This window comes from Streptosporangium sp. G12 (assembly GCF_052983175.1).
Map to the genome: position 1 here is coordinate 56,348 of NZ_JBRIQO010000015.1, position 23,239 is coordinate 79,586.

The 23,239-nt window shown below is 69.8% G+C and carries 20 protein-coding genes and 2 pseudogenes; 14 read left to right on the forward strand and 8 right to left on the reverse strand.

The window, feature by feature from the left end:
• The first annotated feature begins 42 nt into the window (after nucleotides 1-42).
• Complete coding sequence (locus ACVCAG_RS22940; protein WP_447190260.1) at nucleotides 43-1,095, forward strand: AraC family transcriptional regulator; 1,053 nt, start codon at nucleotides 43-45, stop codon at nucleotides 1,093-1,095.
• On the opposite strand, the gene ACVCAG_RS22945 is transcribed toward ACVCAG_RS22940, so the two are convergent.
• Entirely contained in the window at nucleotides 1,085-1,477 is a 393-nt protein-coding gene (locus tag ACVCAG_RS22945; RefSeq protein WP_447190261.1) for a hypothetical protein, read from the reverse strand. The two genes, ACVCAG_RS22940 and ACVCAG_RS22945, sit on opposite strands and share 11 nt — an antisense overlap.
• Nucleotides 1,478-1,487: 10 nt before the next feature.
• Here ACVCAG_RS22945 and ACVCAG_RS22950 point away from each other — a divergent pair, with 10 nt between their 5' ends.
• Nucleotides 1,488-2,612: an MFS transporter gene (locus tag ACVCAG_RS22950; RefSeq protein WP_447190262.1), complete on the forward strand. Its 1,125-nt coding sequence runs from the start codon at nucleotides 1,488-1,490 to the stop codon at nucleotides 2,610-2,612.
• Between the two features lie 509 nt (nucleotides 2,613-3,121).
• Nucleotides 3,122-5,239 carry a beta-glucosidase gene (locus tag ACVCAG_RS22955; protein WP_447190263.1) on the forward strand — a complete coding sequence of 706 codons (2,118 nt, stop codon included), beginning with the start codon at nucleotides 3,122-3,124 and terminating at the stop codon, nucleotides 5,237-5,239.
• Nucleotides 5,240-5,330: 91 nt separating this feature from the next.
• Here ACVCAG_RS22955 and ACVCAG_RS22960 read toward each other — a convergent pair whose 3' ends face one another.
• Nucleotides 5,331-6,245, reverse strand: a complete 915-nt coding sequence (locus tag ACVCAG_RS22960; RefSeq protein WP_440086004.1) for a LysR family transcriptional regulator — start codon at nucleotides 6,243-6,245, stop codon at nucleotides 5,331-5,333.
• Nucleotides 6,246-6,489: 244 nt separating this feature from the next.
• On the opposite strand from ACVCAG_RS22960, the gene ACVCAG_RS22965 reads away from it, so the two are divergent.
• From ACVCAG_RS22965 to ACVCAG_RS22990, 6 genes are read left to right on the forward strand one after another with little or no spacing between them, the layout of a single operon-like run.
• Nucleotides 6,490-7,494: a fumarylacetoacetate hydrolase family protein gene (locus ACVCAG_RS22965; protein ID WP_447190264.1), complete on the forward strand. Its 1,005-nt coding sequence runs from the start codon at nucleotides 6,490-6,492 to the stop codon at nucleotides 7,492-7,494.
• Entirely contained in the window at nucleotides 7,494-8,462 is a 969-nt protein-coding gene (locus ACVCAG_RS22970) for a cyclase family protein (protein ID WP_440086000.1), read from the forward strand. The genes ACVCAG_RS22965 and ACVCAG_RS22970 overlap by 1 nt, the downstream gene beginning before the upstream one ends.
• A 7-nt stretch (nucleotides 8,463-8,469) precedes the next feature.
• On the forward strand, nucleotides 8,470-9,597 hold the full coding sequence (locus tag ACVCAG_RS22975) for an FAD-dependent monooxygenase (RefSeq protein ID WP_447190265.1): 1,128 nt from the start codon (nucleotides 8,470-8,472) through the stop codon (nucleotides 9,595-9,597).
• Nucleotides 9,594-10,640 (forward strand): amidohydrolase family protein, encoded by a 1,047-nt coding sequence (locus ACVCAG_RS22980; protein WP_447190266.1) that lies wholly within the window; start codon nucleotides 9,594-9,596, stop codon nucleotides 10,638-10,640. Before ACVCAG_RS22975 ends, ACVCAG_RS22980 begins: the two co-directional genes overlap by 4 nt.
• Nucleotides 10,633-11,571 (forward strand): VOC family protein, encoded by a 939-nt coding sequence (locus ACVCAG_RS22985; protein WP_440085995.1) that lies wholly within the window; start codon nucleotides 10,633-10,635, stop codon nucleotides 11,569-11,571. Before ACVCAG_RS22980 ends, ACVCAG_RS22985 begins: the two co-directional genes overlap by 8 nt.
• Nucleotides 11,572-11,579: 8 nt before the next feature.
• Complete coding sequence (locus ACVCAG_RS22990; protein ID WP_440085994.1) at nucleotides 11,580-12,515, forward strand: fumarylacetoacetate hydrolase family protein; 936 nt, start codon at nucleotides 11,580-11,582, stop codon at nucleotides 12,513-12,515.
• Nucleotides 12,516-12,918: 403 nt separating this feature from the next.
• On the opposite strand, the gene ACVCAG_RS22995 is transcribed toward ACVCAG_RS22990, so the two are convergent.
• Both ACVCAG_RS22995 and ACVCAG_RS23000 read right to left on the reverse strand, forming a co-directional pair.
• On the reverse strand, nucleotides 12,919-14,514 hold the full coding sequence (locus tag ACVCAG_RS22995) for an exonuclease domain-containing protein (protein ID WP_440085993.1): 1,596 nt from the start codon (nucleotides 14,512-14,514) through the stop codon (nucleotides 12,919-12,921).
• Between the two features lie 229 nt (nucleotides 14,515-14,743).
• Nucleotides 14,744-14,953: pseudogene (locus ACVCAG_RS23000) on the reverse strand (helicase-related protein); the annotation flags it as partial.
• A gap of 39 nt (nucleotides 14,954-14,992) precedes the next feature.
• Between ACVCAG_RS23000 and ACVCAG_RS23005 the strand changes: the two are divergent.
• Together ACVCAG_RS23005 and ACVCAG_RS23010 are read left to right on the forward strand one after the other, a co-directional pair.
• Nucleotides 14,993-15,427 carry a hypothetical protein gene (locus ACVCAG_RS23005; RefSeq protein ID WP_440085992.1) on the forward strand — a complete coding sequence of 145 codons (435 nt, stop codon included), beginning with the start codon at nucleotides 14,993-14,995 and terminating at the stop codon, nucleotides 15,425-15,427.
• A 185-nt stretch (nucleotides 15,428-15,612) separates the two neighbouring features.
• The gene (locus ACVCAG_RS23010) at nucleotides 15,613-15,861 is read left to right on the forward strand and encodes a hypothetical protein (protein ID WP_440085991.1); all 249 of its coding nucleotides are present in this window, start codon (nucleotides 15,613-15,615) and stop codon (nucleotides 15,859-15,861) included.
• Between the two features lie 247 nt (nucleotides 15,862-16,108).
• On the opposite strand, the gene ACVCAG_RS23015 is transcribed toward ACVCAG_RS23010, so the two are convergent.
• Nucleotides 16,109-17,956, reverse strand: a complete 1,848-nt coding sequence (locus tag ACVCAG_RS23015; RefSeq protein WP_440085990.1) for a hypothetical protein — start codon at nucleotides 17,954-17,956, stop codon at nucleotides 16,109-16,111.
• 332 nt (nucleotides 17,957-18,288) lie between these two features.
• Between ACVCAG_RS23015 and ACVCAG_RS23020 the strand changes: the two genes are divergently transcribed.
• The 3 genes and pseudogenes from ACVCAG_RS23020 to ACVCAG_RS23030 all read left to right on the forward strand — a co-directional run bounded on the left by ACVCAG_RS23020 (nucleotide 18,289) and on the right by ACVCAG_RS23030 (nucleotide 19,194).
• Nucleotides 18,289-18,756, forward strand: coding sequence for a DUF4158 domain-containing protein (locus tag ACVCAG_RS23020; protein WP_440086070.1), 468 nt, complete (start codon nucleotides 18,289-18,291; stop codon nucleotides 18,754-18,756).
• Nucleotides 18,757-18,760: 4 nt separating this feature from the next.
• Nucleotides 18,761-19,036 (forward strand): annotated as a pseudogene (locus ACVCAG_RS23025) (transposase); the annotation flags it as partial.
• A 2-nt stretch (nucleotides 19,037-19,038) separates the two neighbouring features.
• Nucleotides 19,039-19,194 (forward strand): hypothetical protein, encoded by a 156-nt coding sequence (locus ACVCAG_RS23030; protein WP_440085989.1) that lies wholly within the window; start codon nucleotides 19,039-19,041, stop codon nucleotides 19,192-19,194.
• A gap of 162 nt (nucleotides 19,195-19,356) precedes the next feature.
• Here the strand turns inward: ACVCAG_RS23030 and ACVCAG_RS23035 are convergent, their stop codons facing one another.
• The 3 genes from ACVCAG_RS23035 to ACVCAG_RS23045 are packed head-to-tail and all read right to left on the reverse strand — an operon-like array spanning nucleotide 19,357 to nucleotide 23,233.
• Entirely contained in the window at nucleotides 19,357-21,486 is a 2,130-nt protein-coding gene (locus tag ACVCAG_RS23035) for an alpha-galactosidase (RefSeq protein WP_440085988.1), read from the reverse strand.
• A gap of 24 nt (nucleotides 21,487-21,510) precedes the next feature.
• Nucleotides 21,511-22,344 carry an ABC transporter permease subunit gene (locus ACVCAG_RS23040; RefSeq protein ID WP_440085987.1) on the reverse strand — a complete coding sequence of 278 codons (834 nt, stop codon included), beginning with the start codon at nucleotides 22,342-22,344 and terminating at the stop codon, nucleotides 21,511-21,513.
• On the reverse strand, nucleotides 22,337-23,233 hold the full coding sequence (locus ACVCAG_RS23045; protein WP_440085986.1) for an ABC transporter permease subunit: 897 nt from the start codon (nucleotides 23,231-23,233) through the stop codon (nucleotides 22,337-22,339). The genes ACVCAG_RS23040 and ACVCAG_RS23045 overlap by 8 nt, the downstream gene beginning before the upstream one ends.
• Nucleotides 23,234-23,239 lie beyond the last annotated feature (6 nt).

A 23,239-nucleotide genomic window follows, 5' to 3' on the forward strand; every position in this document is an offset into this window, starting at 1 on the left:
GGAGACTCGTGGTGAACGCGTTTCCCGCCGGTTCTCCCACCGGTGAGGCGAATCCGCTCCTCGGAGAGCTTCTCCGGCCGCCACCGCTCCCGCTTCGGGCACGGTGATCTCGTGAACGGCGGGCAGCCGACCACCCCGCATGCGCGCCACCGGGTGGCTCCGTACCGGACCCATGCCAGGAGCGCTCAGACGACCTGCCAGGAAACCGGCCCCCTCGATCTGCGGATCGACCGCTTCCAGCCCGGATCGGTGACCGAGCCCCCTCATGCGCACCCCCATGCCGAAATCGCCGTCGTCACGGCGGGGAAGGCGATCCACCGCACGCCCGTCGGAAGGCACCGCGTCCGGCAGGGCAGCGTCATCCTCCTGCCCGCCGGAACACCGCACGCCTACGAGGAGTGCGACCGGCTGGAGTTGTACGCCTGCGGCCTGCGGCTCGGTCTGCTCCTGCGCGAGCTGGCCTGGATCAGGGATGATCCGCTTCTCACCCGGCTGTTCGGCGACGACGCCGGACGCGATGGACCGTACCGGAAGAAGCCGGATGTTCCCGCAGCCGGCCGAGAGGCGACGATCCCGGGCCGCCGGGAACCGGTCCTCGATCCGCGGGCACTGGCTGACTGCGTCATGCATCTCGATACCCTGCGCGAGCTGACCGCCGAATCCGCGACGACCCACCGTGCCGATCTCATCGGACGGCTCCTGCTGTTCCTCAGCGCGCTCACCCGCGCCGGGACCGGCCCACCCGATCAGGACGACACGACCGAGCCGGCGATTCCCCCCGCGGTGGCCGAGGTCATCCGGCGGATGGAAAACGACCTCGGGCACGGCTGGTCACTCGGCGAGCTGGCCGACGCCTCCTTCCTGACACCGGGATACCTGGTCCGTCTGTTCAAGGCGAGCGTCGGCATGCCCCCCATGGCCTACCTCACCCACCTGCGGGCCGAGACGGCGGCGACGCTGCTCATGCAGACCGACCACCCGGTGTCGCGCGTCGGGTACCTGGTCGGCTGGCCGGATCAGAACCACTTCGCCCGCCGCTTCAGGGCGCACTTCGGTATGAGCGCCACGAGCTTTCGCGAGAGCTTCACCCGCTGACCCGGTCGCGACCGCGATCCGCGGAGCAACGGTACGACCGAGGAACGTCCTCGTCGCGAAAGGTCACTTCGGCGGCCCCGGCCCTCACCCCGGTACCCGCACCGATCGCGGGCAACCGCGCCATCCGGCGGGCGATCAGACGAATCCAGGCCCAGGCACGGGCCAGGCACGACGCGGGCGCCGTCACGGCGGTGATGTGGGTGCTCGCCTCGGAATAATCCACGACATGGATGGGCGGTATCAGAAAGTTCCGTCTTCCGCGCACCACGGCCGATGTCCACAGTGATGCGTGCCACATCCCCCCGTAACCCAGCGAGGCCCGCATGTCCCAGCCGGTCACCGCCCGCCAGGCGGGATTACCCCAGCTCATCTTGCTGCTCATCGGCAGTTGCATGCCTGTGCTCGGCGCCGTCCTGCTCTCACCGGTTCTGCCCCGCGTGAGCCAGCACTTCGCCGCCATCCCGGGCGCTCACATCCTGGTCCCAGTAATCTTGACCATCCCCGCGCTGTTCATCGCGCTGGGCGCCCCCTTCGCCGGCGCCGTCGCCGACAGGTTCGACCGCAAGCGCCTGCTCACCGTCGCCATGGTCGCCTACTCGGTCTTCGGCACCGCCCCCCTCTACCTGGACTCCCTCCACGCCATCCTGGTCAGCCGCATGCTGGTCGGCGTATGCGAGGCGGCCATCATGACGTGCTGCACCACTCTGATCGCCGACTACTGGTCCGGTCCCCGCCGCATCCGCTACCTGGGTCTGCAGACTCTGGTCACCACGATCGCGGCGACCGCCTTCTTCGTCCTGGGCGGCCTGCTCGGAGCCGACAATTGGCGCACGCCCTTCTGGCTGTACGGGGCCGCCGCGCTGGCCGCGATCCCCATGGTGATTCTGCTGTGGCAGCCCGCCGTCTCACGACACGAGGCACGCCAGCCCTGGCCCTGGCGTACCCTGGCCGTCCCCAGCCTGGTCACCGTGGGCGCAGGCATCGTCTTCTACACGCTGATCGTCCAGCTCTCCTACGTCCTGGACGGTGTGGGCGTCACCGACACCGCCGCCGTCGGCGGTATCACCGCGCTGATGTCGCTGGCGACCGCCGTCGGCGCCGGACTGTTCGCCAAGGTGGCCGCCCGCGGAGCGAAGACCCTGCTCGTCGTGGAGTTCGTCCTGTCCGGGCTCGGCCTGCTCCTGATCTTCGCCACGGATGCCGTCCCGATGATCGTGGTGGGGGCGGCGCTCACCGGCTTCGCCACCGGCCTGCTGCTGCCGACCCTGGTCACCTGGGCGGTCGGCACGTTGTCGTTCGCCCAACGTGGCCGAGGCACCGGTCTGTGGACCGCCGCTCTCTTCCTCGGGCAGTTCCTGTCCCCCCTGCTCGTCAGCGCACTGACTGCGGTGACCGGAGGACTCGGCGCGTCGTTGGCCGTCATCGGCGTGGCGACGCTGGTACTGGCCGGCCTCGTCGCCACCGTCCTGGCCGTACCGTCGTCGCCGCTCAACACCGTCCCGGCCGAACAGTCGTGAAGCCGGGCACACCGATCCCGGTCTCATAGGCGGCCGATACCCGCGCTCTCAAGCCGACCCCGGACGCCCACCGGCGCCCGGAGCGGAATCTCCATCATCTCCCCCTCCGCTCCGGATGTGGCGAAGAGGCGAACACTCGCCGGTCGGCCTGCGACGACTTCGAGCACATGCGCAGCGGAGGGGGTCTTCGGCGTCGCCAAAACCCCTCGATGCGTGACATACGCGTGTCGGCGGCGACGCCGCAGCCGACGGTAATTCCGTGCTACAAGAGGTTCATCCTGGCCTATCTCCGTGTTCACCCGGCGGCTGATGATCCGTGCAGAGCGCGAAACCTGTCGGAAACACCTGGACGACGGTTCCGCGCCATCCCCCCACCTTCAGCCTCGGAGGATCAGGTGCACCATCGCACACGACGAAAGAGGCGACTCGCCCTCGCCCTCTGCATCGTCATCCCCGCCACCGCCCTGCACATCACGACGGCGAACGCCACATCGGCCGCCTGTTCATGGATGGACACGACCAAGTCCGCCGACACACGCGCACGTACCCTTCTGGACAACTCCACCCTGGAGCAGAAAATGCGCTGGCTGGTGGAACAGCCCGCCGCCAGCCCGCAGCAGACCCAGTTCCCCGACGGCGTCCTCTACCCCGCCCAGGTCGCCTGCGCTCCCGCCCTCACCTACACCGACGGGCCCTTCGGAATCCGCGGCGACACGGGCGTGACCGCCTTCCCGGCCCCCATCGCGCAGGCGGCGAGCTGGAACGCGGCCCTGAGCACCGCCAAAGGACGCACCCTCGCCGACGAGGCGTTCCGCAAGCGACGCAACGTCTTCCTGGGCCCGAGCATCGCGAGCGGACGCACCCCGCTCAACGGCCGCACCTCCGAGTACCTGGGCGAGGACCCCCTGCTGAGCGGTGACCTCGCCGCAGCCGAGATCCAGGGAATCCAGAAGGGAAATCCCCAGGCCCCCGTCCTGTCGGTGCTCAAGCACTTCGTCGGCAACGAGCAGGAGACCGACCGCACGCTGAGCTCGTCGAACATCGACGAGAGGACCCTTCACCAGATCTACAACCTGCCCTTCGAGATCGCCGTCACGAAGGGTTCGCCCGGTGGCGTCATGTGCGCCTACAACCAGGTCAACGGCGTCTACTCGTGCGAGAACCCCACCCTTTTGACCGATCACCTGCGCAAGGAGATGGGATTCGGCGGGTTCGTCGTCTCCGACTTCTGGGCGGTCACCTCCACGGCCGCGTCACTGAAGGCCGGCCTCGACCAGGAGCTGAACAAACCCTCCTACTGGACGCCGGAGAAACTGAAGGCCGCGCTCACCGCCGGGCAGATCACCTCGGCGCAGATCGACACCGCCGCCTTCCGGGTCGTACGGGCGCTGATCTCCGCCGGACTCTTCGACCGCCCCCTGCCGGCCACGGCCGCCGCCAACGTCTCGACGGCGGCGAACCAGGCGGTGGCACGCCAGGTGGCCGAGGAGGGCAGCGTGCTGCTCAAGAACGAGGCGGCCGCCCTCCCGCTCGGCGGAACGAAACAGACGATCGCCGTCATCGGGCCGACCGCCTCCCGGACCCCGACGAACGGCGTCAGCGCGAGCACCGTCTGCTCGGCCACCTGGCTCATGCCCCCGGGCGGGACCTACGTCGACTGCCCCACCCCCGTCGCGCCGCTCGACGCGATCACCGCGCGGGCGGCCAGGAACGGCAGCCAGGTCGTCTTCGACAACGGAAGCGACCCGGCGAAGGCGGCCAGGACCGCCGCGAGCGCGGACGTGGCCGTCGTCTTCGGCTACTACACCGAAGGTGAGTTCGCCGACCTGCCCGACATCTCCCTGGACGGCGGCGGCGACGCCCTCATCTCGACGGTGGCCGCGGCCAACCCGCGCACCGTCGTCGTACTGGAGACCGGCGGCCCGGTCCTGATGCCGTGGCTAAGCAAGGTCAAGGCCGTCATGCAGGCGTGGTATCCCGGAGTCCAGCAGGGCAACGCGATCGCCTCCCTGCTGTGGGGAGACGTCAACCCGTCGGGCAAGCTGCCGCAGACCTTCCCCGCCGCTCTGTCGGACCTGCCCACCGCCGGATCCCCCCGGCAGTACCCCGGTGTGCTCCCCGGCGGCGGGACAGTCCGTCCCGACGGAGACCAGAGCATCCGCCAGGTCGACTACTCCGAGGGGCTCAAGGTCGGCTACCGCTGGTACGACAGCAAGAACATCGCACCGCTGTTCCCCTTCGGGCACGGGCTGTCGTACACGACGTTCTCCTACAGCACCCTCAACGTCACCCCGCCCCAGACCGACGGCAAGCAGCCGATCAAGGTCAGGTTCCTGGTGACCAACACCGGGACGCGCACCGGCACCGAGGTCGCCCAGGTCTACCTCGGACTGCCCGCCCAGGCCGGTGAACCGCCCAGGCGGCTGGCCGGCTGGGCCCGGGTGACCCTGGCACCGAACACGTCCCGGATGGTGGAGGTCGTCGTGGATCCGACGGCGCCGAACCGTCCGCTGTCCTACTGGGACGCGCAGGCCGACCGGTGGACCACCCCGTCCGGACAGTACACGGTGCAGGTCGGCGCCTCTTCGCGCAACATCTCCCTCACCAGCACGTTCCGCGTCTCTTGAGTGACCGGGCGGCATAGGGCCCGGCGGTAGCCGGCCGTCGCCGGGCTTGGTACGGCGACGGCCGGAGGTTCCGGTAAACGGGTGGAGCGGCTCACTGCCGCTCCACCCGTTTACCGACTTCGGCAAAAACCGTGCGCAGCCACCGGTGACCCGCGTCCGCTTGGTGGACCGCGTGGTACCAGAACGCCTCGATGACGGGCACCGCCTCGTAGGGGCAGGGCAGGATCTGGAAGTCCTCCAACCCGGCCAGCCGCAGGGCCAGCCGTTCCTGCAGCAGGCAGATGCGCCGGGTGCCGGGAATGAGGAACGGCAGGGATTGGAAGTTCTCCACCACGATCTCGACTCGTGGCTCCACGCCGAGCATGGTGAGCTGGCGGGCCGCCGAGGCGATCGCCGTCGGGCCGCGGAAGGTCACCGCCCAGGGAAGTTCTCGCAGGTGGTCCATGGTGATGCCGTCGCGCAGGGCGGGGTGGTCGCGGTCGGCGACGATGACCCATCGGTCGGTGTAGACGTTCACCGCCGGATGGGTGGAGATGAAGCCGTGCGGCATCAGCAGGCCGTCCACCGAGCGCAGGGTGGTGTCGATGTCGTCGACGCGCGGGACGTTGATCTGCAGGAACCGAAGGCGGACACCGGGGGCCTCGCGATCGAGGGTGCGCATCAGCTCCTTGCCCAGGACGGTCAGCGCGTAGTCGGAGCTGACCAGGGCGAACTCACGGTCGCTGCTGGCGGGGTCGAAGTCGGGCCTGGCGGAGAAGACCCGGTCGACGACGTTGACCGCCAGTGCCGTCGCGTCGACCAGTGAGGCGGCGAGCGGGGTGAGCTCGAAACCGTTGCCGACGCGCAGGAGCAGCTCGTCGTTGAAATGGCGGCGCAGACGGCTCAGCGCCGCGCTGGCGGCCGGCTGGCTGAGCCCGATCCGCACTCCGGCACGGGTGACATTGCGCTCCTCCAAGAGCGCGTGCAACGCGGCCAGAAGATTCAGGTCGAGGCTCTCCAGTCTCATCGGACCCTCCGGGATTCATGTGGTGGATGAGATGGTGCGGACCGTCTTCGCTGTGAATTTGGCCGAGTGTCTCACCGTCGGCGGGGAGCCGCTCGCGGGGCCATCACAAGATCGAAGGCCGGGCCGACGAGGTTTCACCCTACCTCCTGGTATCCGTCCTATGGATATCACCATCTGGAGAATCGATTTCCCAGATTTACCCCGGTGACCCAAGGTTAAGGGCACCGCACCAGGAGGAAACCTCGTGGAAACACATCCGTCTTTCGCCGGCCCGTTCGCGGTCGGCACCTTCTCCGCCGGCAACGGGCCGGCCTTCCCCGGCCTGATCACCGGCGATCGCGTCCTGAACCTGCGTACCGTCCCCGAGCTTCACGCGCCGGACGGTGGCGAGCCGACCACCCGTACCCTGCTGGAGCGGTGGGACGACATGCTGCCGCTGCTGCACGCCGCAACCGCGTCGGCATCGGGTGAGTGGCTGCCGCTCGCCGATCTGCGGGTGCACGCCCCGGTCGAACCCCGGCAGATCCTGCAGTCCGGCGCCAACTACCGCACCCACGTCATCGACCTGGCGGTAGCGCACGAACCCGCGGGCAGCCGCCCCGCCGAACAGGTGAGAGCCGAGGTCGCGGCGATGATGGACCGCCGCGCGGCCGAGGACGAGCCGTACGTGTTCATCGGCCTGCCCTCCTCGATCACCGGCCCCTACGACGACGTGGTGATCCCCACCTGGTGCGCCAAGCCCGACTGGGAGCTGGAACTGGCGGCGGTGATCGGCCGCCCGGCCTTCCGGGTGCCGGTCGAGCAGGCACTGGAGCACGTGGCCGCCTACACCATCGCCAACGACCTCACCGCCCGTGAACTGGTGTTCCGCCGCGACATGCCGGAGATCGGCACCGACTGGCTGCGCGCCAAGAACGCCCCGACGTTCACCCCGCTGGGCCCCTACCTGGTGCCGTCCGCCTTCGTCGCCGACCCCGGCGACCTGCAGGTGACCTTGAAACTCAACGGCGAGGTCATGCAGGACGAGTCCACCAAGGACATGATCTTCGGCGTGGCGCGGCTGGTGTCCCACATCTCCCAGACCGTGGAACTGCTCCCCGGTGACCTGGTGCTCACCGGCAGCCCGGCCGGCAACGGCATGCACCGGGGCCGGCTGCTGCGCCCCGACGACGTGATGGAGGGGACGATCACCGGCCTGGGCGCCCAGCGCAACCGGTGCGTGGCCGACCCGCGCGGGCGGGAGAGCTGATGCTCGACCGCACCGACCCCGAGGGCGCCATCGCCGAGGCCGCCGCCCGCTGCTCCAACTGGGGCCGCTGGGGAGACGACGACGTGCTGGGCACCGTCAACTTCATCGACGAGGCCAAACGCCGCGAGGGCGCGGCGCTGGTCCGCCAGGGCCTGTCCTTCTCCCTGTCCCAGCGCTTCGACACCGACGGCCCGCAAAAAGGCTGGCGCCGCCGCACCAACCCGGTGCACACCATGACCGACACCGGCCTGGACGCGGTCCACGGCGGCCAAGGCTTCCCGCACGGATTCGGCGGCGCCGACGACGTCATCGCCATGCCGCTGCAGTGCTCCACCCAGTGGGACGGCCTGGGCCACATCTTCGACCACGGCAGGGCGTGGAACGGCCGCCCCGCCGACACGGTGGTCACCTCCGCCGGTGACCTCGTCACCGGCATCGAGCACCTGGCCGCGCCCGTCGCGGGCCGCGGCGTCCTGCTCGACGCCGGCCGCGTGTTCGGCGGCGAAGGAGAAGCGGGGGAACTGCCGGACGGCTTCGCGATCACCGAAGAACACCTCCTCGCCACCGCCAAGGCGCACGGCGTCACGGTCGGCCGCGGCGACATCGTGTGCGTGCGCACCGGGCAGCTCACCCGCGCCCGCCGCGACGGCTGGGGCGACTACGCCGGCGGCCCCGCACCCGGCCTGTCGTTCACCACCGCAAACTGGCTGCACCGCACCGAGATCGCCGCGATCGCCACCGACACCTGGGGCTTCGAGGTGCGGCCCAACGAGTTCGACCACGCCTTCCAACCGCTGCACCAGGTCGTCATCCCCCACCTCGGCCTGCTCATCGGCGAGATGTGGGACTTCGACGCCCTCGCCGCCCACTGCGCCGCCGACGGCGTGTACGAGTTCTGGCTCACCGCCGCCCCGCTGCCCGTCACCGGCGCGGTCGGCTCCCCCGTCAACCCCCTCGCCATCAAGTGAGCCCCCCATGACAGCAGTAAGGAACGTCCTCATCGTCGGCGGCGGCACCGCCGGATCGGCCCTGGCCATCCTGCTCGCCCGCGGCGGCGTCGCCGTGCACATCGCGGAGATCAAACCGGAGCTCACCGCGCTCGGCTCGGGCATCACGTTGCAGGGCAACGCGCTGCGGGTACTGCGCGACCTCGGCGTCTGGGACCGGGTCGCCGCCGCAGGCTTCGCGTTCGACTCCCTCGGACTGCGCACCCCCGGCGGTCACCTGATCGCCGAGATCCCCGACGCCCGCACCGGCGGCCCCGACCTGCCGGCCACGCTCGGCATGAACCGCCCCGAACTGGCCGCGATCCTCGCCGACGCCGTACGCGCGTCCGGCACCCGGATCTCACTCGGCCTGACCGTGGAAAGCCTCACCGACACCGGCGACGGCGTACGGGCACAGATGTCCGACGGGACCGCCGACACCTACGACCTGGTCGTGGGCGCCGACGGCATCCGCTCCAAGGTCCGCGCCCTGCTGGGCGTCGAGGCCGCCATCCGGCCGACCGGCATGGGCATCTGGCGCATCCACACCCGCCGCCCCAAGGACGTCGAGCGCACCGACCTGGTCTACGGAGGCTCCTGCTTCATCGCCGGCTACTGCCCCACCGGCCAGGACACCATGTACGCCTACCTGGTGGAGAAGGCCCGGCCCCGCGAGTCGGTGGCCGACGCCGACAAGCCCTCCCACATGCGGGCCCTGGCCGAGACCTACGGCGGCGCCTGGGAGGAGATCCGCGCCGACATCACCGACCCGGACCGCATCAACTACACCTGGTTCGAGTCGCTGCTGGTGGAGCGTCCCTGGAACCGCGGCCGCGTCGTGCTGATCGGCGACGCCGCACACGCCTGCCCGCCCACCCTCGCCCAGGGCGCGGCCCAGTGCCTGGAGGACGCCGCCGTCCTCGCCGAGCTGCTGCTCGCCGCCGACCGCCTCGACCAGCCGCTGTTCGACGCCTTCATGGACCGCCGCCACGAGCGGGCCAAAGCCGTGGTGGAGGCGTCCCTGCAGCTGGCCGACTGGCAGCTGAACCCCGTCCCGGACGCCGACGTGCCCGGCCTGATGGGCCGCATCGCCGCGATGGTGGCCCGGCGCCCATGACGACCCACCCCGCCGACAGCGCACCCGCGGTAACCGTCGACGTGCACGCGCACGTCATCCTGCCGCGGATCGAGCAGGCCGTCGCCGGCCAGCCGGGACTGCAGGCGCACCGCGAACTGGACGCCCGCCGCAACGGCCCCGACGCCCTGGCGGTCTCCGGGCGGATGGTCGGCGAACGCATCGGCCGCCTCACCCGGGTGCCCGATCGGCTGGCCGGCATGGACGCCGCCGGGGTGGACGTACAGATCGTCAGCCCCTCTCCCTCGCACTACCACTACTGGGCCGGACCCGCTCTGGCACGGGAGGTCTGCGCGCTGGCGAACGAGGGCGTCGCCGAGCACTGCGCCCAGGCCCCCGACCGGCTACATGGCCTGGGCCTGGTGCCGCTCCAGCACCCCTCGCTGGCGGTGGAATCGCTGGACCACGCCCTCGGCCTCGGCCTGAAGGGGGTGGAGATCTCCTCCCACGCCCCCGGCCGCGAGCTGTCGGACCCGGCCTACGAACCCTTCTGGACACGAGCGGCCCAGACCGGCGCGGTGATCTTCCTGCACCCGTTCGGCTGCACGCTGAACGAGCGGCTGGACCGCTGGTACCTGTCGAACATCGTCGGGCAGCCGGTCGAGAACGCCATCGCCCTGTCCCACCTGATCTTCTCCGGCGTGCTCGACCACCACCCCGGCCTGAAGATCCTGGCGGCACACGGCGGCGGCTACCTGCCCGCCCACCTGGGCCGGGCCGACCACGGCTGGCGGGTGCGCCCGGACGCGCGCGGCTGCGCCCGCGAACCGAGCAGTTACCTGAAGGACCTGTGGTTCGACTCCCTCGTGCACGACCCGGCCGCGCTGCGCGCCCTCGTCCGCGCCGCCGGCCCGGACCGGGTGCTGCTCGGCTCCGACTTCCCCTTCGACATGGGCGCCGACGACCCGGTGGCCACGCTGCGCGCCGCCGGACTCGACGAACCCGCCTTCGACGCGATCCGCGGCCGCAACGCCACCGCCCTCTTCAACTTCGACGCCACCCACCTCAAGGAGCACCGTGCCTGACCGGCTCATCACCCACCTGCGCCACGTCGACCTGGCCGTGCCCGACTACGCCAGACAGCGGGAGTTCTACTCCGGCGTCTGGGGCTTGACCGAGGTCGCCAGCGACACCGGCATCAGCTTCCTGGCCGCCGAGGGCTCACCCGAGCAGTACGTCATCCGGCTGCGCCAGGCCGACGAAAAACGCCTGGACCTCATCTCCTTCGGCGCGGCCACCCCCGCCGACACCGACGCCCTCGCCGCCCGGCTGCGCACCGCCGGCGTCCGGCTGATCAGCGAGCCCGGCAGGATCGACACCCCCGGCGGCGGGTACGGCTTCCGCTTCTTCGACCTCGACGGCCGCACCGTCGAGGTCTCCGCCGACGTCGCCGTCCGCGCCCACCGCAAGCTGGAGGCCAAGGAGGCGGTGCCGGTCCGGCTCTCGCACGTGGTGCTCAACGCCCCCGACATCGACGCCACCCGCGCCTGGTACGAAACCCACCTGGACTTCGCGCTGTCGGACACCCTCGCCCACCCGCACATGGGCAAAGTCATGCACTTCATGCGCTGCAACCCCCAGCACCACAGCCTCGCCATCGCCCGCGGCCCACACGCCTCCCTGCACCACATCAGCTTCGAACTGCGCGGCCTGGACGAGTACATGTACGGCACCGGCCGGCTGCTGCGCGCCGGGGTCAGGATGATCTGGGGGCCAGGCCGGCACCTGGCCGGCGACAACACCTTCTCCTACTTCCTGGACCCGCACGGCAACACCGTGGAGTACACCACCGAGCTGGAGGAGCTGGACGAGGACGCCTGGCACCCGCACGTCTACGACTTCTCCCAGGCCGAGGTCACCGACCAGTGGGGCACCGCCAACCCGATGAACGAACTCATCGCCAAGGAGTCGTTCAACGACGTCGACCGCGGCCTCTTCGTCGCCCCGCCGGTCTGAACCCCGCCATGCGTCTCGCAACCTTCGAGCACTTGGGCCTGCGCCGCTGTGGCGTCGTCGACGGTGACTCCGTCCTGCCCTTCCCACAGGGAACCGACCTCCTCGACGTCGTCCGCACCGGCCACATCCCCGACGGTGGAGCAGCGCTGCCCCTGGCCGAGGTACGGCTGCTCCCGCCGATCGACCCACCCTCGGTCCGCGACTTCGTCGCCTTCGAAGAACACGTCGAGGGCGTCCGCCGCAGCGTGAGCGGCACAGCAGGCGTCCCGGACGCCTGGTACGACGCGCCGGCCTTCTACTTCACCAACCCTCACGCGATGATCGGAGCCCACGACGACGTCCCCGTGCCGCCCGGCTGCCACGCCCTGGACTTCGAACTCGAAGTCGCCGCCGTCATCGGCCGCCAGGGCCGCGACCTCTCTCCCGAGCAGGCACGCGACCACATCTTCGGATACACGATCTTCAACGACTGGTCCGCGCGCGACCTGCAGTCCCGGGAGATGCAGGTCGGCCTCGGCCCGGCAAAGGGTAAGGACGCCGCCACCACCCTCGGCCCATGGCTGGTCACCGCCGACGAACTGGAGCCCTACCGCGTCGCCGACGGCTTCCTGCGGCTCGCCCTGACAGCCGAGATCAACGGGGTGGAAGTCGGCCGGGACCTGCTGTCCAACATGAGTTGGACGTTCGAGGAGCTGGTCGCCTACGCCTCCCGAGGCGCCTGGGTCCGCCCCGGTGACGTACTCGGCTCCGGCACCTGCGGCAACGGCGGCTGCCTCGCCGAACTGTGGGGGTTGCGCGGCACCCAGGACCCTCCGGCGCTGAAACCCGGCGACACCGTCACCCTCACCGTCGAGGCCATCGGCACCGTTTCCAACACCATCGTCCCCGGCAGCGCGCCCCTGCCGATCCCGCCCGCACGCAAGCGCCCCCGCGACCGTCCCTGACCAGCGCCTTCAGTTGTCCCCGAAGCCCCGCTTCCCGGCATCGCGGCGACGGGGCTTCCCTATACCAGGAGGGATAATGATGGACCGCCTCCGCGACAAGGTCATCGTGTCCACCTGAGTCGCCCACGGCCACCTCTCTTCCGCTCTGAGGAAGGGCGGCCTGGTGTTTGTGGGTGATACGTCTTTAGTCCATATTTAGATGATCTTGAATTTTGAGCCAACGCCTTTACATTGTAGATTTTTTATTATGCTTCTCAGATAGCTGACATGTTGCGCAAAGACGCCCGTCCCGCAGTTGAGCACACCGCCTACGCGACCTGCTGAAGTCCCCTTTGCCTCCCTGAATCCAGTGGCGTGCTACCCCCGGTTGACGACCCCGCTGGAGAGGGTCAAAGCGTGATACTCATCGTCTGCGACGGTGACTGCGGCCGGTGGGCGGTGATGAGGCCCAGGGCGCAGCGGACAGGTGGCCAACCGCGCCGATCTGGTGGAACCAGCGCAGGTCCTGAGCTGCCGCGCGTTCCAGATACAGGCGCAGCAGGTGGGCGCAGGTTCGTGCGTCGCTTTCGGCGCTGTGTGCCCGGCCGGGATCGATTCCCTCGGCGGCGGCGCAGTCGGCGAGCCGGTGGGAGGCCAGTGGCGGGCCGAAGCGTCGTGACAGGGCCAGGGTGCACAGGGACAGCAGGTCGTCCGGGGCGGCTCCGAGGCGGGCGAACTCGGCGCTGAGCACTTCGGTGTCGTAGCGGGCGTTGTGGGCGACGATCACGGCGCCGTCGAGCATGGACGCGATGTCACCGGCGATCTCCGCGAAACGCGGGGCGCCTGCCAAGTCCGCGGCGGTAAGGCCGTGGATGCGCGTGGGGCCAGGACCCGTTCCGGAGTCGACGATCGTTGAGTAGAGGCGGTCGTCACGACCGTCGGGGTGCAGGCGGATGATCGCGATTTCGACGATGCGGGCCTTGCGGGCGTCGGTCGAGGTGGTCTCGACGTCGACGACGGCGTAGGGAAGAGATCCCAGCCGGTGGCGACGCGATGCCGCAGCCGCAGTGACAGGAGGCTCCGCATGCGCGGTCTGTGCGGGAGCGGCCTTGGCAGCGAGGGTGGCGATCGCCTGCTCGGTGCCGGAGACGTCGAGTTTGCGGGCGGCATAGGAGCGGGTTAGCAGGCTTTCGCCGATGACGTCGTCGTACTTGTCGATTCTCTTGTCGGGGATCAGGCTCGCCAAGTCAACGGCGTCGGGGAGGCCGGAGGCGGCCAGGTCGGCCAGCAGCTCCGCGGCCGCCTGGGGTGGGGTGGCGCAGAGCAGTAGGGCGACGCCGTAAGGGGCGACGTCGATGCCTCGGGCGTGCAGGGCCAGGGCGGCCGTGGTCATGATGGCGTCTCCCCGGAAGGGGAACAGCAGGCTGTCGGCGCCGTAGCCGAGGAGCGGGCTGTGGTGCAGGCCGAAACGGCGGTAGGCGGTGCGGCCTTGGGCCAGGAGGTGCTGGCCGGTCGTGTCCAGGTAGGGCGGGACGGTGGAGTCTTCGTAGATGCTGCGCATCTGGGTGCGGATCCGGTCGTGGATGTCGGGGCCGGGGCCGGCGAAACGCGGCGGGCGGCCGCCGGAGGCGCGGGTGACGTCGATGATCTTGGCGTGGGTGTCGATGGTGAGGATGCGCCAGCGGCGGCCGGCGAAGATGAGCAGCGCTCCCTCGGGCGGGGAGTTCTCCAGGGGAAGGCTGCCGAGGGTTCGTCCCGCGGTGACGATGCGGTATTCGGTGGGGGCGGCGAAGGCGGCGTAGAAGGTGTAGTGGTTGACCAGCCGCTCCCCCACCTCTGCGTGCAGTAGCAGGCCGTCGCTTTCCTGGCGGATGAGCCGTCCGGCGCCGAGGTCGCGCAGCAAGGCGGCGAACATCGGCGCGTCGATCGTACGGAATGGTCCTTGGGCGCAGAGGGTGCGGTGGGCGTCGGCCGGGGTGATGCCGCCGTGCTGGGCGATGAGGGACAGGAACTGCTGCACCAGCGTCGACAGGTGTAAAGCCGCGCCCTGGGGAGGTTCGTACCAGCGTTGCAGAAGCAGTTCGATGGTCGCGACGGCTTGGACGAGCTGGGTGCGGAGTTCGTCGGCGGGGTGGATGGCAGGGGGTCGGTTCGGGTTCGCTGATGTAGAGCCGCAGGACGGCGGGGCCGCCGCGTCGTCCGGAGCGGCCGAGTCGCTGGCGCAGGGCGGCCACGCTCGGGGGCGCGCCGACCTGGGCGATGGAGGAGACCGAGCCGATGTCGATGCCCATCTCCAGGGTGGAGGTGCAGATGGCGGTGGTCGGCCGGCTGCGGTCCTTTAGCCGGGACTCGGTGTGCTCGCGGATGTCCTTGGACAGGTTGCCGTGGTGGGGCAGGAACTCGTTCGGCACTCCCCCGGTGTCGCAGCGGCGGCTGAGCAGGTCGCTGTAGTCCTCCACCGCGCCCCGGGAGTTGGCGAAGATGAGGTTGTGTGAGCCGTGCAGGGTGGCGAACAGGTGGTCGGCGATCGCGAGCCGGTCGCCGGAGGTGATGTCGTCGGTGCTGACGTCGGTGCCCAGGACCTCGTGCGCGGCCTGGGCGCGCGGGTCGAGTGTGGGTGCGGTTTCGACGTAGCCGCGTACCTGCAGGCGCAGCTCCTGGGCGTCGGAGGTCGAGACGATCGAGGTGACCCGCTCCCCCGCGCCCGGGCGCAGGACCCGGCCGCGCGCTTCGACACTGCGCCCGGCCAGCACGTTGGAGATCAGCCTGATGGCCTCCAGTTCGTCACCGATCTCGGTGATGTGACAGTGCGCCTCTGGGATGTGTCCGGGCTCGCCTGGAAGCGTCTCGGCGGCCTCGGACTTCACCATGCCCTTGATCTGCAGGGCCTTGTGTGCTCTCGATATGGTCATGGCGCGACAGTAGCGCTCTGACCAGCGGCTTTCACGGACAACGAGCAAGAAGCGAAGGCCTTCGCCGGGCCGCTGGGGTGTGCTGTGATGTAAGGCCCACATTGTCCTGCGCTCCCCTCCCCCGGCAGGAAAAGGACCGCGTGCCCCGTACGGTCTCGTCCCACCATCACCGTCTCGCGGGCACTGCCCTCGAGGAGATTCACCGGTTGACCGGGCTGTACAAGCTGGCCGCGCTCGGCGAGGGCGTCTGCCCGCACTGCTTTGGGGATCTTCCTGATCAACGTCGACGCCTGGCGGGAGGTGACCTAGCGCGGTCGGCGCGGGCCGCTGGCCCTGGAGGGTCCCACCTGGACCTGGTCGCCGCCGCCGAGACCATCGTGGCCGCCTACGACCGATACCTGCGCGACACCGCGATCCAGGACGCCCTGGGCATCGACCCGGACCAGGTGCGATGAACGCGGCCGTCGTCCCGCTCCGCCCCGGCGCCGACGTCGCGCGGCCGCGCAGCACGCCCTGACTGCCGTGCCCCGCCGCTTGGCTCGATGGAAACTGTCGGCCCACATCATCACGGCGTACACGCGGATGTACGACTCAACGCTGCGGTCACCCGCTTGTTCACCGACGGAGGAGCGAAGGTGGTGAAAGCGCTGCTCGCCGCCGGGGCCGGTCTTCGTCGGCTGACCGACCCCGGCGCGATCTGGCTTACCTGCGGGCCGTCTTCACGCGCTTCTGGTCGTCGCTCACCCATTCCTGGATCTGCGGCCAGGGTAGTCGGATTGAAGCTCCTTGTTCGGTTTGGCTGATCAGGCGCCACAGTTCGCTGCTGCTACGGGTGTCGATCCAGGGCCGCCCGATCCACTCCTGGTCGTTGAGGCGATTCCACAGGCCCAGGGCGCAGCGCATTACCGCGCTGTACAGCGTTGCCGGTCCGGTTCCTTGGTAGCCCCAGGAGTAGCGGGGTTCGCCGCCGGGGTTGGGCAGGGGGTCGGCGCGCAGTTGGCCGTCGGAGGTGGGGGTGAGGGCGAAGACCGCGCCGTTGCTGGTGGGGTCGGCGGCGATGACGGTGTACTCGTTCCAGTCCTCAGGCTGGCCGGTCGGCCATTCGGTGGCCAGGCGCGCTCCAGCACCGTCGTGCCGCTCCTGGGCGAACTCCACCGTCAACCGGCCTGCCTGGTCCCGCCACACTCCGGCGACCTGCTGCTGTGCCTCCCTCACGGATCCGAATTCGGTCTCGGCGGCTGGGGAGATGTCGCTGGTGAGCAGCCGGGCGAAACGCCGCGTCCCGCGCAGGCTGGTCAGCTCTTCCTCGCCGACGGGGGTGAGGGTCTGGCGCCATTGCGCCACCACGGGGCCGCTGTCGGTGACCAGTTTGCGCACGGTGGCGTCGAAGACCAGCTGGGGCCGTTGCCGATACAGCAGTGACCCCAGGGTGCGCACCGCGTCGTTGAGGGCCTCTCCGGTCTGTCCCGGGTAGGGCGCCTTGCTTTCGTGCCGGCGCAGATCCACCAGCTCTGTGGCCGCCGCGTCCTGATCCACCGCGCTCTCGGCTGCTCTGTTCCCGGCCTGTTCCAGGTCGATGGGCCAGTCGGGGCGGGCCGGGCGCGCGACCAGGTACCAGCCGTCGCCGCGCTCGGGCTGGGCGGCGTGGCCTTGGCGTACTTCGGCCAAGGTGGCCAGGGCATCGCGGGCCAGTTGCGCGAACGCCTGCGGGTAGCGCTCGGGCATGTTCCAGGCGCGGGCGGCTTGGAGGGTGTCGCGTACCGTTGGCCAGTCGGTGGTGGTGTCGGGGGTGGTGAAGGTGGCCTCATGTCCGAAGGCCTGCATCCGCTGTACGGCGGCCGGGGTGCAGCTGCCCTCCAGCCACATCGGGATGGGGCGGCCGATGACCCGGGCGATCTCGGAGGGGTCGTACAAACCCGCCTGTTGCACCGGGACGGTGTCGGGGTCGGCGAACTCCTCATCGTCATCGGCCGGGGCCTTGAGAAACGACAGCAGCGGATGGCGTGTCTTGGCCGCAGCGGTGCTCGTCTCGGGGACCAGCCGGTAGCCGTCGATGTTGTAGAGGTCGTAGCTGGAGTCGCCGAACAGTCCTGTCGGTGCGATGACGATGACCGCGTCCGCCCAGAGGGCGGGCTCCAGCACGTGCGCCGCGGCTCGGGCCGCGTCGAGGTGCTCCATCCACTCGCCGGTGTAGAAGTTCACCTGGACCACGTGGCCGTGCGGGGTGTCCCACACGATGGCGTGCACCCGGCCGGGCCGTGACCCCAGATAGGGGCGGACTGCCACCTCGCCGTTGAACATCACCGGCGCCGGTTCGCTCGCATCCGGCCAGGAGGTCAGACCAACAGCGTTATCGGGTACCGCTCGGCCGGTGCGGCGGCACCAGCGGTCGATGGTCGAGGCCCGCCACAGGGGGCGGCCGTCGGCGTCACTGTCGTCGGGTTTCGGTAGGCGGCCTTTTTCTGTCCAGAGGGCGCGCGCGCGGCCCTCGGAGATGCCCACTCGCCGGGCGAACTGGGCCAGTGTGAACTGCTGCTCGCTCTGCATCATCTTTTCGCTCCCCTACACATGCCAACAGCATACGATAGGAGAGCGGAACCGCTCGGGTGTTGGAGCGATAGCAATTTCCCTAGTGGATGCGATGTTTCATGGCATGGAGCAGGATCGATGTCGAAGGCCAACACCGGCGTGCCGCAATCGCCAAGTGCTCTTGCGACCTCGCCAGGAAATCCGGGGGTCCCAGTAGCCCTGTCGAAGAATCCAACAAATATAGCCCTGACCTGCGGCAATGCAAGGACGGCATCCGAACCTAAGATCGTTTTCGCTGCGTTCTGTTCCGGATTGTCCGGTCTAGAGCGTGGGGTGGTTCGGTGTCGGAGAAGATGTTCTCCCAAGAGCAGTTGGAGCAGTTGCGGTCGTTCCCGGAGGTCGGCCGCGATGAGTTGATCACACACTTCACGTTGACACCTGCGGATGTGGCGTTCGTGGATCCAGGTCGGGGTCGAGGCCCGGCCGATCGGCTCGGGATGGCCGTGATGGTCGCGACGCTACCGTGGCTGGGGTTCGTGCCCGATGAGGTGAGCGCGGCTCCGCCAGAGAACGAGACCCCCGCCTTCACACCCCTGCTGAGCAGCCAGGACCTGTCCAGACGGTCATCACCGCCGACGCCCTCCACACCTAGCACGACCACGCCCGGCAGATCGTCGCCGCAGGAGGCCGCCACCTGTTCATCGTCAAGGGCAACCAGCCCACCCTGCACCTCCGGCTCAAGGCTCTGCCCTGGCGCGAGGCGATCCTCAACGACCGCACCGACGAGATCGGGCACGGCCGCCGCGAGATCCGCCGCATGAAGATCTGCACCGTCAGCTTGTCCGCGAGGGCGCCCGCACGATGCTCGCCGCCGCCCTGTAGGCGGAGATGGACGCCTACATCGCCGCCTTCGCCGACGAGCGTGATGAGGCCGGACGTCGGCTGGTCGTGCGCAACGGCTGACACCAGCCCCGCGAGCTGCTCACCGCGGCCGGCGCGATCGAGGTCAAGGCGCCGCGGGCCAACGACAAGCGCATCGACAAGCGCATCGACGGGGACAGCGGCGAGCGCCGACGTTTCTCCTCGGCGATCCTGCCCGCCTAGTGCCGCAAATCGAGGCGGCACAAAAGCGCTGGCGCGCGATCAACGCCCCCCACCTCGTCGCCCTGGTCCGCGCCGGGGCCACGTTCGTCAAGGGCAAACTCGTCGAGCGCCCCGAAGAATCACCGGCCGTCGAGGACGGATCGGTAGCCGCCTGAAAAATCTCGCCCCACAGGTATTGACGATTACTCGCACCTGACCTCGGAGGAGAACCTGGGCGAGGTCGGGCCAGGCTGGGAGTACTACCTCGACCTGCTCGTCGCCTCGCGGGACGGCTCGGCACCGCCCGCGTTCGACGACTACCACCCGGTGACGAAGGCCTACTTCGACGACCTGGTCGCCGAGCCGGACCGGTGACCGGCTGCCGGTGAGTCCTGCCTGACCAGGTGGATCTGCGTGCTGGCGTAGTCGCCCGGCGGCAGCTCCAGCTCCAGCCCGTGCGCGGCGAGGATCACGCCGTGGTGGATCCGGCCCGTGTCCACGTCGTGGTAGCGGCCGTCGGGGTCCAGCCCGGCCGGGCGTAGCCTGGCCGCCCGGTGGCCGAACCGGGTGGCGACCCGGTAGGCGAAGATCACAATGTCGTCGCCGCGGACGTACTGCACGCCGCTGAGCGAGTCGCCGGGCGCGCCGAGGCGATGCAGCTCCCCGTGCTGGACCACCGGCCGGATCCGCTTGTACCTGGCCACCAGCTCGCCCGCCTCGGCCAGGTCGGCGTCGCTCCACGCGGGCAGGTCGCCGCCCAGCCCCAGCACGCCGGCCATGGCCACGTGGAAGCGGAACCGCAGCGGCACGAGCCGGCCGGTGAGCGGGTTGGGGCTGTCGGTGACCCAGGCGCCCATGACGCCGGGCGGGTAGATCTGGCCGAACCCGTGCTGGATGGCCAGGCGGTCCACGGCATCGGTGTTGTCGGAGGTCCAGACCTGGTCGGTGCGGCCCAGGATGCCCAGGTCGGTACGGCCGCCGCCGCCGGCGCACGCCTCGATCCGCACCCCGGGATGGGCCGCGCGCAGCCGGTCCATGATGGTGTAGACGTTGCGCACGTGATCGATCCACAGCCGGTCGGGATCGTCCTGGCCGGGCCAGCCCGCCTGGGTGAAGGCCCGGTTGAAGTCCCACTTCAGGAAGTCGATCTCGTGGTCGGCCAGCAGCCGGTTCAGCCAGCCGTACGCCCAGGCGGCCACGTCGGGCCTGGCGAAGTTAAGCACGAGCTGGTTGCGCAGCGTGAGGCGGTGCCGGTTGGGCATGTGCAGCACCCAGTCCGGGTGCTCGCGATAGAGGTCGCTGTCGGGGTTGACCATCTCGGGCTCGACCCACAGGCCGAAACGCATGCCCCGCTCGTGCACGCCGGCGATCAGCGTGTCCAGGCCGCCGGGGAAGCGGCGCGGGTTGACGTGCCAGTCGCCGAGCCCGGCCCGGTCGCTGCCGCGCTTGCCGAACCAGCCGTCGTCGAGCACGAACAGCTCCGCGCCGGCGGCGGCCGCGCGGTCGGCGAGCCGGAGCTGGCCGTCGAGGTCGACGTCGAAGCCGGTGGCCTCCCAGGAGTTGTAGACGACGGGCCGCAGCTCTTCGGGATGGGTCAGGACGTGCCGTCGGGCGTGGGCGTGCCAGGCCCGGCTGATGCCGCCGAAGCCGGCCGTGCCGTACACGCCGGAGAAGACGGGGGTGTGCCAGCTCTGGCCCGCCTCCAGCCGCCAGCGCAGACCCTCGTGGCCGAAGCCGCCGGTGAAGCCGACGGCGTCGAACGGGGGCCGCTGCACGGTGATGCGCCAGCTTCCGCTCCAGGCCAGAGCCGCGCTCCACACCTCGCCCCGCTCCTCGGTGGCGGTGCCGTCGTCGAGCATGACCCACGGGTTGGCGTGGTGGCCGGTGGCGCCGCGGCGGCTGGTCAGCACGGTCTCGCCGACCGGCAGCTCCTCCCGCCGCACCTGGTTCTCCGACGACCAGCCGCCGACCACGTGGCTGAGCCGGACCTCCTCGCGCATCGGCAGCGTCCAGGCCGCCGAGTCACAGCGCTCCAGCGTGATCGGCTCGGTGCCGGTGTGGCGCAGGGTCGTCCAGCGTTCGATCACGTCGCTGTCGGCGTGCACGCGGTAGTGGAGGGTGATCTCCAGAGGGTGGTGACGGTCGGCGAACCGGATGGACAGGTGGCCTTCGTCGATCGAGTGGTCCAGGTAGCGCCACTCCACCCCCTCACCGTGATCGGCGTAGATCACCCGCAGGGACGGGGCACCGAAACCCGGCCCCTCCAGCTCACCGTACCCACCAAGAGTGAAGCTGGAGGCGTCACGGCGAAGCGCCGGAGGTACGGCCGGCACCTGCTCGGCCGTCAGCGAGGGACCCCAATGGAGGTGACGCGGGCAGTCGTCGGCGTCCAGGGCGAGCGCATAGGAGGAGCCGGGGGTTCGCAACAGCCACAGTCGCCGGTCGGCCAGATAGGTCACAAGGGGCATGAATGGTCCTTCGGAGAAACGGGGTCAGCCTTTGCTGCCCGACATGGCGATGCCCTGGATGAACTGCCGCTGGAGCAGCACGAAGCACACCACCATGGGCAGGATGGCCAGCAGGGAGCCGGCCATGAGCACCGGATAGTTCGTCATGGTGACCCCGTGCAGGGTCGACAGGCCCACGGGCAGCGTCATCATGTCGGGCCTGGTGTTGACGATCAGCGGCCAGAGCAGGTCGTTCCAGGAGAACAGCGACGTCATGATCGTCAGCGCCGCCAGCGCCGGCTTGCACATCGGCAGGATGACCCGCAGGTAGACCTGGAACGGGTTGGCGCCGTCCAGCTTGGCTGCCTCGTCGACCTCGGCCGGGACGGTCAGCATGAACTGGTAGAGCAGGAACACGCCGAAGGCGCTGAAGATCCCCGGCAGGGCCAGCGCGGGCACGGTGTTGAGCAGGCCCGCCTGCCTGATCACCTCGTACTGCGGGATGACGAACAGCTGCGGCGGCACCATGAGCACGACGAGGAAAATCCACAGCAGCGGCTTCCTGAAGCGGAAGCGCAGCCGGGCGAAGACGAAGGCGGCCAGCGACGCGAACACCAGCTGGCCCGCGACGCGCAGGATGAGGGTCATGACGCTGTTGGCGGTCATCGACAGCACGGGCATCAGCTCGAAGAAGGCCGCGTAGTTGTCCCACCGCCACTGCTGCGGCAGTAGTGTCGGCGGCGCGCTGGTCGACTCGCTCAACGTCTTCACCGAGGTAAGGAACTGCCAGATGAACGGCGCCACCATCGCGGCCGCGCCCGCGAGCAGGACGAGGTGGGTGAGCAGGCGCCCGAGGCCGGGCCGGCGGCGCTCAGCCATAGTGCACCCACCGCCGCTGGAGCCGGAACTGAACCGCCGTCACCACGAGCGTGAGCGCCAGCGTCAGGATGGCGATGACCGCTCCCAGTGGCCGGTCGTTGCGCACGAACGCCTCCTCGTAGAAGAGGTACACGATCGTCTTGGAGTCGCGCAGCGCGGGATTGTTGCGCCCCATCATGATGAACAGCAGGTCGAACATCTGCAGCGACCCGATGACCGAAAGGGTCGAGACCAGGAAGACCGACGGCGACAACAGCGGCGCGGTGATGTGGCGGAAGACCCGCACCGGGCCCGCCCCGTCGATCCTGGCGGCCTCCACCACCGAGGCGGGGATGGCGTCCAGCCCGGCCGCCAGGATCACGAGGTTGGTGCCGAATGTGGTCCAGATGCCGACCAGGGCCACGGCGACCAGGGCGGTGCCGGCATCGGCGACCCAGGCCTCACTCGGGCCGCCGAAGAACCCGAGCACCTGGTTGAGGAGCCCGAAATCGCCGTTGTAGATGTAACGCCACACCATCGCGACGGCGGCGGGCATGGTCACCACCGGCAGGAAGTACAGCGTGCGGTACAGGCTGCGGCCGCGCAGGCCGCTCTGGTGCATCAGGGCGGCCGCCGCCATCGCCAGCGGCACCCCCAGCAACACGATTCCGGCGTACAGCAGCGTGTTGCCCACGGCGCGCGGCAGCTGGGGATTGCCCAGCGCCTGCGCCCAGTTGCCCAGCCCCTCGATCCGGTAGCCGCGGAACGGGTTGCCTTCCGACAGCGACAGGATCAAGGTGCTGACCAGCGGCCACAGGTAGAAGACGGCCAATCCCAGCAGCGGCCCGGCCAGCAGGACGGCGGCCCAGCGGTTGTCGGGGTGGCGGGAGGACCCGGCTCGGTGCGTCATAGGGGA